Below are 12650 nucleotides of genomic sequence, written 5' to 3' on the forward strand. Positions count from 1 at the left end.
GTCATGCAACAATCCGGACGTCATCGGCCAGATCAAAGCACGCAAGGTTCGACAGGAAGCCCTGTGGGAGAAAATTGTACGGAAGTGTGCTGCGCATTGTCAACGAGGCTAGTTGCACAAATTTCACGATGCCGTTGCGCAGCAAATCGGCAAGACCTCTTCAAGACCACTTCAAAACCTCTTGCACCGGCATCGGCGATGATGGTTTCCTCCGTGTCCAACGCTGCCGAAAGCCGTCAATGACGAAGCCGTCCATTCCAGTTGGCATCATATGCTCGCAGTCCGGGCCCTATCAGGCCATGGGACGCGAGCTGCTCAAGAGCGCCCTGATGGCGGTCGACGAGATCAACAATGAAGCCGAGTTCGACTTCTCGATCACGCCTAATATCCGCGATCCGCGTGGCATCGTTTCGGAATACCACACCGCCTGCGACGACCTCATCCGCAACATCGGCGTCGAGCACATCGTCGGCTGCTACACCTCGGCATCGCGCAAGCAAGTGCTGCCGATCGTCGAGCGCACCGACCGCCTGCTCTGGCACCCCGCGCGCTATGAAGGGTTCGAATGCTCCGATAACATCATCTATGTCGGCGCCGCGCCAAACCATAATGTGCTGCCGCTGGTGCGCTACGTGCTGGACAATCTGTCGCGCGAGATTTTTTGCGTCGGCTCCAACTATGTCTGGTCCTGGGAGACCAATCGCGTCACCCGCGAGCTGGTGGCGGCGGCGCAGGGGCGCATCCTCGCTGAACGGCTGCTCGAGCTCGGCGAAGGCGCGGTCGGGCACATCGTCGACGAGATCGTCCGCCGCAGGCCGCCGGTGGTCTTCAACACGCTGGTTGGCAGCTCGAGCTATGAATTCATCCGCGCCTTCCACGCTGCGACCACGTCTGCCGGCCTCAACATCCCGATGGTGAGCTGCAGCCTGTGCGAACCGGAGCTCAAGATCGTCGGACCCGCGTCGGCCGGCTGCATCACCTCGTCGGCGTATTTCGAAAGCATCCGCCTGCCCGAGAACCGCGCCTTCGTCGCGCGCTGGAAGGCGCGTTACGGCGACGACAGCAGCCCCTCCGTCGACGGCCAATCGACCTATGTCGCGGTCTATCTGCTGGCGCGCGCATTGCAGCGCGCCGGCACAACCGACATCGGTGATGTCAGGCGCGCGGCTGCAGGCCATCGCTACAATTCGCCGCAAGGCCCGGTCTGGATCGACGGCGCCAACAACCACTGCGTCCTGACGCCGCGGCTCGCGGTCTCGAACGCGGAAGGACAGTTCGATATCTTCTGGGAAGCCGATGCCCCCGTTAAGCCTGATCCCTATCTGACGCAGCTCGACGTCGCCGTCAGCCCCGCGCGAGAGACCGCACGGGACGGAGCGCCGAATGCGCCGCATTTGCGGGTTGTGAAATGAGCAAACCGTCGTCATTTTCGCTGCGCGGACGCAAAGCACTGGTCGCCATCAAGGACGAACGCGACGCCTCGATCGTCAGACGCCAGTTCGAACGTCTCGGCATCGACTTCGTCGCATGGGAGCCGGGCGCGGCCGTCGACTTCCGTCCGGATGTGACGCTGATCGACGACGATTTTCTGCCGCTGACCTCGCCCGCGCAGCGCGCGTTCCTCGGGCAAGGTCCGGTCATCGCGCTGCTCGGCACCGAAACGCCGAGCCGCCTGAAGCTGGTGCTGGAGCTCGATCCGGCGTCGTTTCTGGTCAAGCCGCTGCGCTCCGCCGGCATCTATGCCGCGCTGGTTCTGGCGTTCGAGCGGGCCGAGCGCACCGGCGAGTTGAAGCAGCAGGTCGTCAAGCTGGAAGAGCGCCTGCGCTCGCGCCGCGTCGTGCTTGCCGCCGTGCTTCAAGTCATGCATTCGCACGCCGTCGGCGAACCCGCCGCCTTTGCGCTGATCCGCCGCGCCGCGATGGAGCAGCGCAAGACCATCGAGCAGATCTCGGCCGAAATCGCCAGCAATGGCAGCCTGCCGCGCGCGACCGGCTAGGAAGCTGGCGCGCAGGTTCATTTGGATCGCGCCGGATCGCCGTTGCCTGACAGCACCTGCGCCGCGCCGCCGATGGCGCGGCGGAAGGCTTCATCGAAGCTCACGCCCCGCACCTGCCACTTGTACGACTTGCGGCGCCAGTCGATTTGCCACTGCGTGGCCCATCCGAACTCCTTATCATTCCAGACCAGCCGCCCGACCAACGCCGTCTGGCCTCCCTGCGGCACGACAACAGAAGTCAGTTTCGCCGTTGGCACCGTGGAGAGTTCGGCTGCGGTGATGTTCGATGCGGCGAGCTCGGCCGCACTCGGCAGCACGACGCGCATGCCGCGCTTGTCGGCGGCAGCCGCGAGCGCATCGCGCTGCAGGTCGGATTCCGTTCCGTCTGATGTCACAATGTAGTCCTTCGCACCCTGTCGCATCTCGACAAAGACGCCGAGCACCGGCCGCTGCGATGTCCACGGCTTGAGGCCGAGTTCCCCGAGGATGCCGTCGACTTGTTTGCCATCAAACTCCACCGTCAGATCGTAGGGACGGTCGCGGGTGCCCTGCTCGTCGCGATGCGGCTTGCCGGCGAACTGGTCGTGATAGCTGAAGTTGCTGACGAACTCCTTGGCCTTCGCCTTGTACGCCGCGAGCCGACCGTCGCCCGCGAGCTCAGGCTGACCCGAGACCTTGATCAGGACGTCCACGAGACATGTGCCGAAGCCGAGGATGCGGTTGGGCTCAAGTTGACCGGTGACGACGGTTTGCGCGCGGTAGAGATTGTCTTCAGCAGCAGCCGCACTGCTGCAACAGATCACAGCTGCCGCAAGGATCGCGATGAAATTCCGTCCCGTTTCCAGCAAGGCTGCCATGGTCACCTCCCGCTTCACGATTGTTCGGTTTTGAGTGCAGATTGATCGCATTTCGCGGCAACGCCAACCGATTCCGACATGAGCCCATGCTGCGGGTTGCGCTGCGCGCTATGGCCACGCGCGGCCGGCCTGACATATGCTCCAGCGACGCGCGGCGGCGCCGGAAGCGTTGCCCATAACGAGCCTCCTTGCAGGAGACGTCCCTTGAAATGCTATGAGTTGCAGGGCCCCGGCGGCATCGACGCGCTGGCGCTGGTCGACAAGCCGGTTCCGCAGGCCGGCCCCGGCGAGGTGCTGGTGCGGTTGAAGGCGGCAACGCTGAACTATCGTGACCTGCTGACGGTCAAGGGCGGCTACGGCTCGCGCCAGAAATTTCCGCTGGTGCCGGTCTCCGACGGCGCGGGTCGCGTCGAGGCGGTCGGCGCGGGCGTGAAGAATTTCGCGCCCAGCGACCGCGTCATCGGCAGCTTCTTCGAAAACTGGCTCGGCGGCGAGCCGAGCGAGACCCGGATGCGCGCCGCGCTCGGCGGCAGTGTCGACGGCGTGCTGACCGAATACCGGGTGTTCCCCGCGCGTGCGTTGGTGCGCACGCCTGACTATCTCAGCGACATCGAGGCCGCGGCGCTGCCATGCGCCGGCGTCACGGCGTGGAGCGCGGTGGTCAAGCTCGGCGATGTGAAGCCCGGGCAGACGGTGCTGACGCAGGGCACCGGCGGCGTCTCGCTGTTCGCACTGCAATTCGCCAAGATGTGCGGCGCCCGCGTCATCGCGACCTCCTCCAGCGACGCCAAGATCGCACGGCTGAAGCAGCTCGGCGCCGACGTCACGTTCAACTACAAGACCACGCCCGACTGGGGCAAGAAGGCGCGCGAACTGACCGGTCGCGGCGTCGATCTCGTCGTCGAAGTCGGCGGCGTCGGCACGCTGAACGAATCGATCCGCGCAACAAGAATTGGCGGCACCATCGCCTTCATCGGCGTGCTCGCCGGTCCAGCCACGTCCGACACCCGCCTGCCGCTGATGGTGATGCAGCAGCAGCGGCTGCAAGGCGTCACCGTCGGATCGGTCGAGGATTTGCAGGCGCTCTGCGACGGTATCAGCGTGCACGGTGTCAAGCCGGTGATCGACAAGGTGTTCGCGTTCGACCAGGTCAAGGAGGCGTTCGCCCATATGGCGAGCGGTGCCCATTTCGGCAAAGTCGCTATTGCGATCGGCTAGGGTGACACCCTGCATCAAGGCCTATCGCCCCGTGAACTGCGCCTTGCGCTTCTCGACGAAGGCGTTGCGGCCTTCCAGCGCATCCGCGCTCTGGCGAATCTCGGACTGCACCTCGATCTCACGACGGAACTGATCCGCGTAGCTGGCGTGCTCGCTCTCCTCGAGCAATTGCCGCGTTGCGACCATCGCCCGGGTCGGCCCGTCGCCGAGACGGCGGGCGAGCGTCTTCGCCTCATCGAGCAGTCTTGCCTCGTCGACGACGTCGCGCACCAGTCCCCACTCCTTCGCCCGCTCCGCCGACAGCGGCTCGTTCAACAGCATCAAATCGAGCGCGCGCTGGCGGCCGATCAGACGCGGCAACAGCCAGGTCGAGCCGAGATCGGGCACCAGGCCGATCCGGCTGAACACCTGGATGAAGCTTGCCGAGCGCGCCGCGAGGATGATGTCACCGGACATCGCGAGGCTGAAGCCGCCGCCGGCCGCAACACCGTTGACCGCGACCACGACCGGCACGCGGCATTCGCGCAAGGATCGCAACGCCGGCCAATAATGCGTCATGACGCCGGTCACGATGTCATTGCCGAGCGACTGGAACGCCTTGAGGTTCTGCCCCGAGCAGAAGCCACGACCCTCCCCGGTCAGTACCAGCGCGCGGATCGTGGCGTCACCCGTCATCTCGCCGATCGCGGCCGCGAGATCGCCGAGCAGCTCCGGCGTCATCGCGTTCAGGCTGGCGGGATCGTTGAGCGTCAGGATACCGATATTGCCGTCGCGCTCGCGCTTCACAGCGGTCATTTTCCTCTCCCCGGAATAGCTTGTTGTTGCACTGACTGTGCCATGCTTGGCATGCTATGCCAACGTGCCCCACCCGCAACAAGAACAGCGAAAGCAACGTCATGTCCGACCAGTTCTCCAACTCGCAAGTGATCCGCAAGCCCGCCGTCACCTCCAGCGGCGGCATCGTTGCCGCGCAGTCGCGCAAGGCGGCGGAGGTCGGCGCGGCGGTATTGGCAGCGGGCGGCGATTGCGTCGATGCGGTGATTGCAACCACGTTTGCCCTTGGCGTTTTGGAGCCGTGGATGAGCGGCGCCGGCGGCGGCGGCGCCATGGTACTCTATCGCGCCCGCGAGAACCGGTATGAAGTGATCGACTACGGCATGCGCGCGCCCGACAGCCTGCGCGTCGAGGATTATCCGCTGACCGGCGGCACCGCCTCCGACATCTTTCCCTGGGCGCGGGTCAAGGACGACCGCAATCTGCACGGGCCCGGCTCGATCGCGGTGCCCGGCGTGGTCGCCGGCATGGAGGAGGCGCATCGCCGCCACGCCAAACTGCCGTGGAAGGAGTTGCTGGCGCCGAGCGTCAAGCTCGCCGGCGAGGGCCTGCTGGTGGATTGGTGGACCACCGCGATGATCGCGAGTTCCGCCGCCGATCTCAGGCGCTATCCCGCGAGTGCCGCGGCGTATCTGCAGGACGGCCTGCCGCCGAATGCGCAATGGGGCATCAGATCGGTCGTCCGCATGCCGCAGGACAGGCTGAAGGCGACGATGGCGCAACTCGCCGCGGCAGGCGCGCGCGACTTCTACGAGGGCGATCTGGCGCGCAGCATCGCCGACGACATCCAGGCCGCCGGTGGCGCGCTGTCGGTGCGCGATCTCGCCGCGTTCCGCGCCCATCTGCGCGAGCCGCTGGCGATCCCCTATCGCGGCGGCACGGTCTACGCGACGCCGGAATTGACTGCTGGCCCGACCATGGCGCGGACGCTCGGCCTGTTGCAGAAGGCATTCGAGCCCGCGCGTGGCGGTCCCGATGCTGTGGCCTACGCGGCCTATGCGGAGGCGTTGCAGGCCGCCTATCGCGAGCGGCTGAAGGACATGGGTGACGTTGACGGCCGCCGCGCGCTCGGTGCCGAGGCGATCGCACCAAGCTGCACGACGCATTTCTCCGCAGTCGATCGCGACGGCAACATGGCCGCGGTGACGCAGACGCTGCTGTCGAACTTCGGCTCGAAATTCGTGACGCCGAACACCGGGCTGACCATGAACAACGGCATCATGTGGTTCGATCCGACACAAGGCAATCCGAACTCGCTCGCAGCAGGCAAGCGCTGCCTGACCAATTACACCCCCGTGGTGGCGCAGGCCGCCGATGGCCGCCGCCTTGCCGCCGGTGCATCGGGCGGCCGCCGCATCCTGCCCGCGGTGTCGCAGCTTCTGTCCTTTGTGATGGATTTCGGAATGGACCTCGACGCCGCGATCCATCAGCCGCGGATCGATGCCAGCGAAGGCGCGGTCGTGATCGGCGACGTCCGCCTTCCGGCCGCCACCCGCGACACCTTGCGCGGGCGTTTCGACTTCGAGGAAGCGCGCACCCAGACCCTGCCGATGAAGTTCGCCTGCCCGAGCCTCGTGCTGCGCGACGGCACCACCAACAGCGGTGCCACCGAGCCGTTCCAGCCGTGGGGCGATGCGGTGGCGGAGTAACTCACTGTCGTCCCTGCGAAAGCAGGGACCCAAAACCACAGGGCGTGTTGTTGAAGTAGGCTGCAGCCCCAGCGTCGCGCATCAATTGCCATTTGTGGTTATGGGGCCCGGGTCAAGCCCGGGACGACACTGAATTTGTTGCGCTTCCTGCGAGTCACACTTTCGAATTCTCGCGACATGTTTCGCCCGAGCTTTGCATTTCGTTTCGCCCTCTCATCGAATAGAGGGCGCAGGGAAAGCCGGGTGCACGCTGCACCCGCGGTCCCGTGTGCAAAGGTAGAGAAAGAAAGCGCACACGAGCATACAGGTTCAGCGGAGGCACTCCGGCTTTCCCTGCGCGATGGGTTACGGCTTATACGTGCTCTCCCCGGCGAAGACCGGGCTTGTTTGTCACCGTCGTCCACGAGACGCGGATGCGTCTTGCGAACTTTTGCCTGCCACTGGGGCGTCGGGACCACACGATTTCACCGTCCGCCTCTGCCACGCTCGTCAGTCGTGACATCGGCGTCCACCGCATCCCACCGCGCGTTCGTGACGTGCGCTCGCCCCTCAATCGGGTGGGACGGCCAATTCATACACTGAGTTTCACTTCCGATAAAGCGAAATATTTTTGCGCGAAGGGCTTGCGCCGTCGGGCAACTCAGTGATTGAGCGTCACGCGGAAACCAGAGGCACGTACGCATGGCACTCCCGCATATTATTGTCTGTACATACAGATATCTTACCTGTAGATGCACATAAAGTGGCCGGAACATATATGGCATCTCCGGACCCGGGAGACAGCTTGCGATGAGCCGCGACACCGTGATCGAAATGCGCGAGGCGTGCACCTGTATGCGGTTGCGCCGCGCCGGCCGCCGGGTCACCCAGCTCTACGACCGTCACCTTGCCTCGGTCGGCCTCACGTCGGGCCAGCACGGGCTGCTGGCCCGGCTACAGGGCGCAAGCCTGCAGGGCAAGCCGGCGTTGCCGATCGGCACGCTCGCCGAACTGCACGGCATGGATCCGACCACGCTGACGCGAAACCTTAAACTGCTGCTCGATGCCAAACTGGTGCGCAACGGCCGCGACGACGCCGACCGCCGCGTGCGCACGGTGGCGCTGACCGAGGCGGGCCGCAAGCGCCTGACCGAGGCCGCACCGGAATGGCGCAAGGCGCAGCGTGAGGTCGAAAGCGCGCTCGGCACCGAAGCGATGCTGGCGCTCAACGGCCTGCTCGACCTCGCCAACGCAAAGCTTCCGGCCTGATGGTCGAACGGAGATTCACGATGTCGCAGACCTCGCTTCCCGGCCGCGCCGCCGCCGACCCGGCCGCGATGCGCGCACCGCCCGGCGTGCTCGATGGCCCGATCGTGCCGACGCTGCTACGTCTGGCGCTGCCGACGATCGTGGTCCTGGTGGTGCAGACGCTGGTCGGCGTTCTCGAAACCTATTTCATCGGCTTTCTCGGCACCGCGGCGCTTGCCGGCACCGCGCTGGTGTTCCCGGTGCTGATGCTGATGCAGATGATGTCGAACGGCGGCGTCGGTGGCGGCGTCGCCTCCGCGGTGGCACGCGCGATCGGCGCCGGACGCCGCGACGACGCCGAGGCTTTGGCGTGGCATGCGGTCGTGATCGCCATGGTAATCGGCGCGGTGTTTTGCATCGCTGCGATCGCCAGCGGCCCGCGGCTCTATCGCGCGATGGGCGGCGAGCACGACACGCTCGCCGCGGCGCTGACCTATTCGAACGCGGTGTTCGCAGGCTCGATTCCGATCTGGATCGTCGCGCTGCTCTCGGCGGTGCTGCGCGGCGCAGGCAATGTCCGGGTGCCTGCAATCGTGACGCTGACCGGTGCGATCCTTCTCATACCGCTGTCGCCGGCGCTGATCTTCGGCATTGGTCCGATGCCGCGGCTCGGCGTGGCCGGCGGCGGCGTGGCGGTCGTGACCTATTATCTGATCGGCCTCGCGATGCTGGTCGGATTCATGCGGTCGGCGCGTAGCCCGATCAGGCTGCGCATCACGCCACTCAGCGGGCGGTTGTTCCGCGACATTCTCGGGGTCGGTTTTCTATCGGCGATCGGCACCGTGATGGCCAACCTCACGGTCGCACTGGTCACCGCCGCCGTCGGCCGTTTCGGCGCCGACGCGATCGCCGGCTATGGCCTCGCGTCGCGCATCGATTACATGCAGATCCCCGTGATGTTCGGGCTCGGCACCGGGCTGGTCACGATGGTCGGCGTCGCCACCGGCGCGGGCCAGACCGCGCGCGCAACGCGCATCGCCTGGACCGGCGCGGGCATTGCATTCGTCATCACCGAAACGATCGGGGTGGCGGCGTCGCTGTTCCCCACCGCGTGGCTCGGCCTGTTCTCGAGCGCGCCGCAGGTGCTGGCGGACGGCTCGCTCTATCTGCACACCGTGGCGCCGTTCTACGGCGTGGTCGGCGCCGGCATGGCGCTGTATTTCGCGGGCCAGGGCGCCAAGCGCGTGCTGATCCCGCTGCTCGCCGGCACCGTCCGCCTGATCGTGGCCGCCGGCATCGGCTGGTTCGCGGTCGCCTCATGGGGCGCCGGACTGCCGACGCTGTTCAGTATTGTCGCAGTATCGGCCGTGCTGTTCGGCGGCATCATCGTGTCAGCGACATTCGCACGGACGCGCAACGAGAGCCGCGTCGTGGCTGCGCTCCAGGCCAGCGCCGCGGAGTAAACGCCCCCGCAACCGCCAAGATCACACGTTCGACACGAACGGCCGACACGGTGGGACTTTCCGTCCCGCCCTGGAAGCAATCATGCGCTGCCCTCCATTCGTGTTCCCCGCCCTTTGCTACCTTGCAGTCTCCACGGCACAGGCGGCCGGGCTGAAAGCGTTCAACGTCCCTGCGAGCCCCGACGGACCCGCGATCAGAGGGCTGGTCTGGCATCCCTGCGCGCAGGCACCGCAGGAAATCGACGCCCGCGGCGGCCGAACGTTCTTCGGCGTGAACGACTGTCCGATCGTGGGAGACAGACTGCCGCTCATCGTGATCTCGCATGGCAGGACGGGATGGCTCGGCGGCCATCATGACACCGGCGCCGCCCTGGCGGACGCCGGCTTCATCGTTCTGGCGATCAATCATCCGACCGACACCGGGAGCGACACCAGCGGCACGGACAGTCTTGCCGTCCTGGTCGAACGGCCCACCGACATCAAGCGTTCGATCGACTACATGCTCGAGCGATGGCCGGACGCGGCACGCATCGATGCCGGGCGCATCGGGCTCTACGGCTTCTCCTGGGGTGGGTATACCGGCCTGGCTGTCATTGGCGGCAACCCCGACCTCCGCAAGGGTCTGCCGAAATGCCAAACATCGACCTTGCGCGCCTGCAAGGAACTGGAGGCCGGCGAGATTCCCGCGCATGCGATCGTCCATGATCCGCGCATCAAGGCCGCCATCATCGTCGATCCGTTTCCGGATTTCGTCTTCCCAAAGGAGAATCTGAAAGGCGTGACGATCCCGGTTCAATTGTGGAGCTCGGATCCCGCGCAGAATGGCGACGGCCTGTCCGGGTGTTGTGCCGTTACCGTCAACGACAAGCTCCCGTCGAAGCCGGACTATCATTTGGTGAAGGACGCAAAACACTTCTCCTTCCTTGCGCTCTGCACGCCGAAGGAAGCCGAGGCGATGGCCCGCATCTGCACCGACGCGCCAGGCTTCGATCGCGTCGCCTTTCACGGGCAGTTTCACACTGAGGCGATTGCGTTCTTCAGGAATCATCTGGGTGAAGCGGTGGCCAGGTGAGCGGAATGTTTGCGCGGATCAGCTTGAGAAGAAGTTCAATTTTAAAGACCAAGTGTGATCTCGACCCAATGAACGACAGTTTCGCTGTTGAGGAATGCGATCACGGTCGGCTCAATCGCGATTGCGTCAGGGTGCGCGACGAGGGCCGTTGCGACGACGGCATCGCACCGATCATTGAATGCAATGGCCACCGCTGAGCCCCGAGAGCCCGCGGTCGTGTAGACCCGGCTTCGACCCTTCATTCGGCCAACGGTGATGGCAGTTCCGGCGGGCGACGCCAGGCGCCGTTCGCCGATGAATCCGAGATCGGCAATGCGATCGAGCTCCTCGTCATCTGCAACGCCCGTGGTGCAGTTACAGAAGCCCATCTTGGCTCTGATGTAGACGTTGACCTCAACGCCGCAATCTTTGGCCGCGCAACGGAACGCCCTGCCCTTTCCCCATTCGTCGATTGGAAACGGCCATTCCGCCTCGGCCCAGAGCGGATGGTGAGGCGTTGCCAGCTTGCCGTCATCGGTGACCGAGCGCCATCCATCATAGACAAACGGAATTGAGCCCCCGAGGCAAAGGCCTGCGATAATGGTTATGAGCAGACCTCGTCTCATCGGATCGTTGCCGAGATTGCCGTTTCACTAATTGCTTGCAACGAACGATCGGGCTGCCGCCAATGCAGGCCGATCCGAATTGGACTCGGCCGCAAGGTCGATCAGCCTGGCGTAGAACGCCTTCGCCTTGGCCGCGTCGCCCGAGAGTTGCGCAGCCGTCGCGGCGCCGACATAGCCGTTGAAGCGGTTCGGCTCCTTCGCCATCGTGGCTTCAAAGACGGCAAGCGCCTCTTTGGCCATGCCGCAGTCAAGCAGCATGAAACCATACAACTCGCGTGCCGGCGCGAGCGGACCGGGCGTGACCGGCGCCTTTTCGGTCGCATCTTCGGCATCGACCGCGGAGCTCATCGCCTTCAGCGCGTCGTCACGCTGGCCGGTCGCATAGAGCACCCAGGCGCCGGCGATTTTCGCCTGGACGTCGACCTGGCCCGCCCAATAGTCGTTCTTGGCTTCGCGAAGCTTGTCTCGTAGTTCGGCGAGTTTAGCGGTATCGAGTTTGGCGGCGTCGATCTTGCCGGAACGCGCAGCGCCGATCGCCCGGGCGAAATGCGAGATAGCCATGGCGTGGGGGAACTTGCTGGGTTTGACGTCCAAACTAGCTGCACCGCCCCAATCGCCGCGTTCCACCATGTAACGCGCCGGCGCGGCACCCTGCGAAAACGCGGCCGCGAACGCATCCGGATCCGGTTGCGCAGCCTCAATATCTCTGATGACGGCGAGCGCCTCCTGGTCCTGGCCAAGCTGCAGATAGGCGTAGACGAGATAATCCTCGCCGTGCAGCTGGTCGCCGACCTCCTTGCCCTGCTTGGCGGCCTGAACCGATGCCAGATTCGCGGCAGTCGACTCTTTCCAGTAACCGACCCGCGTGAAGATATGCGACGGCATGTGCTGCGCGTGAGGCGCGTTCGGCGCGATCTTCGCGTAGCGGAGCGCGGCAGGCAGCCCCTTGGCGGCGATCGGCGGATAGTCGTACAGATGAATCAGGTAATGAGCGACGCCCGGATGCTGCGGCTGGCGCAGGAAGATCGGCTCGAGAATGGCCGCGCCCTTGAGCTGATTGGCGTAGGTCTTGTCGGAGGGCGACGCCGCAACATTGAGTGCGATCGCGTAGTAGATTTGCGCCTCGTCGTCCCCCGGATAACGGCCGGCGAGCGCTTCCATCGCCTTGAGGTAGGACTGGACGCGCGCCTGGTGCGGGACTTTCTCGTAGTCGAGATACATTACCGACAAGGCATCGATGTAGACGCGCTCACGCTGCGTGCCGGCACCGACCGCCTTTGCCTGTTCGATCGCCGCGAGACCGAGCGGGAGATTGGGCGCGGGAATCGGGCCGTGCGGGTTATTCAAATACGACAACGCGATGCCCCAATAGGCGATGGCGCATGCCGGATCAGCCTTGAGCACCTCCTCGTAAATGTCCCGCGATGCCGTGTACCAGAACGAGTGCTGATACCGCATGGCGCGGTCGAACCGCCGCTGCGCGATTTCGTTGCACGACGTTTCGAAGTGAACGGTCCCCAACCGCTGATCGGCACTTTCCTGTGCGATGCCCGGCGCGGGAAATCCAAGGGCTGTCACGCCTGCGATGCCAATTGCAAAAAGCGATATGCGCATGTGGGCTCCTCCCTAATCGATCGCGTAAACTTCTCCCCGCACAAATCGTCTCAAGCCTGGAATGCTGCAGCCTCCAACGGAACACCTCGCGATGCAATAGGCTTGGTGGAGTTCT

Annotated in this window: 11 protein-coding genes; 7 read left to right on the forward strand and 4 right to left on the reverse strand. The window is 64.9% G+C overall.

From position 1 onward, the window contains the following. Nucleotides 1-239: 239 nt before the first annotated feature. Together UP09_RS21230 and UP09_RS21235 are read left to right on the forward strand one after the other, a co-directional pair. Complete coding sequence (locus UP09_RS21230; RefSeq protein ID WP_044540231.1) at nucleotides 240-1412, forward strand: transporter substrate-binding domain-containing protein; 1173 nt, start codon at nucleotides 240-242, stop codon at nucleotides 1410-1412. Further along, nucleotides 1409-1996, forward strand: coding sequence for an ANTAR domain-containing response regulator (locus tag UP09_RS21235; protein ID WP_044540232.1), 588 nt, complete (start codon nucleotides 1409-1411; stop codon nucleotides 1994-1996). The genes UP09_RS21230 and UP09_RS21235 overlap by 4 nt, the downstream gene beginning before the upstream one ends. 17 nt (nucleotides 1997-2013) lie before the next feature. Here the strand turns inward: UP09_RS21235 and UP09_RS21240 are convergent, their stop codons facing one another. Then, nucleotides 2014-2853: a DUF2066 domain-containing protein gene (locus UP09_RS21240; protein WP_052833158.1), complete on the reverse strand. Its 840-nt coding sequence runs from the start codon at nucleotides 2851-2853 to the stop codon at nucleotides 2014-2016. A gap of 204 nt (nucleotides 2854-3057) precedes the next feature. Here UP09_RS21240 and UP09_RS21245 point away from each other — a divergent pair, with 204 nt between their 5' ends. After that, the gene (locus UP09_RS21245) at nucleotides 3058-4071 is read left to right on the forward strand and encodes a zinc-dependent alcohol dehydrogenase family protein (protein ID WP_044540233.1); all 1014 of its coding nucleotides are present in this window, start codon (nucleotides 3058-3060) and stop codon (nucleotides 4069-4071) included. 21 nt (nucleotides 4072-4092) lie between these two features. On the opposite strand, the gene UP09_RS21250 is transcribed toward UP09_RS21245, so the two are convergent. After that, complete coding sequence (locus UP09_RS21250; protein ID WP_044540234.1) at nucleotides 4093-4866, reverse strand: enoyl-CoA hydratase-related protein; 774 nt, start codon at nucleotides 4864-4866, stop codon at nucleotides 4093-4095. Nucleotides 4867-4967: 101 nt separating this feature from the next. Between UP09_RS21250 and UP09_RS21255 the strand changes: the two genes are divergently transcribed. The 4 genes from UP09_RS21255 (at nucleotide 4968) to UP09_RS21270 (ending at nucleotide 10316) form a co-directional block, all read left to right on the forward strand. Beyond that, a complete protein-coding gene (locus tag UP09_RS21255; RefSeq protein WP_044540235.1) occupies nucleotides 4968-6554 on the forward strand; it encodes a gamma-glutamyltransferase in 1587 nt (528 codons plus the stop codon). Nucleotides 6555-7343: 789 nt separating this feature from the next. Next, complete coding sequence (locus UP09_RS21260) at nucleotides 7344-7802, forward strand: MarR family winged helix-turn-helix transcriptional regulator (RefSeq protein ID WP_052833159.1); 459 nt, start codon at nucleotides 7344-7346, stop codon at nucleotides 7800-7802. Between the two features lie 20 nt (nucleotides 7803-7822). Beyond that, nucleotides 7823-9244, forward strand: a complete 1422-nt coding sequence (locus UP09_RS21265) for an MATE family efflux transporter (protein WP_044540281.1) — start codon at nucleotides 7823-7825, stop codon at nucleotides 9242-9244. Nucleotides 9245-9326: 82 nt separating this feature from the next. Continuing rightward, a complete protein-coding gene (locus tag UP09_RS21270) occupies nucleotides 9327-10316 on the forward strand; it encodes an alpha/beta hydrolase family protein (RefSeq protein ID WP_044540236.1) in 990 nt (329 codons plus the stop codon). A gap of 41 nt (nucleotides 10317-10357) precedes the next feature. Here UP09_RS21270 and UP09_RS21275 read toward each other — a convergent pair whose 3' ends face one another. After that, a complete protein-coding gene (locus UP09_RS21275; RefSeq protein ID WP_044540237.1) occupies nucleotides 10358-10921 on the reverse strand; it encodes a nitroreductase family protein in 564 nt (187 codons plus the stop codon). Between the two features lie 27 nt (nucleotides 10922-10948). After that, a complete protein-coding gene (locus tag UP09_RS21280; RefSeq protein WP_044540238.1) occupies nucleotides 10949-12535 on the reverse strand; it encodes a tetratricopeptide repeat protein in 1587 nt (528 codons plus the stop codon). Nucleotides 12536-12650: the final 115 nt, after the last annotated feature.

The sequence above is a fragment of the Bradyrhizobium sp. LTSP885 genome (assembly GCF_000938305.1).
Lineage (GTDB): Bacteria > Pseudomonadota > Alphaproteobacteria > Rhizobiales > Xanthobacteraceae > Bradyrhizobium.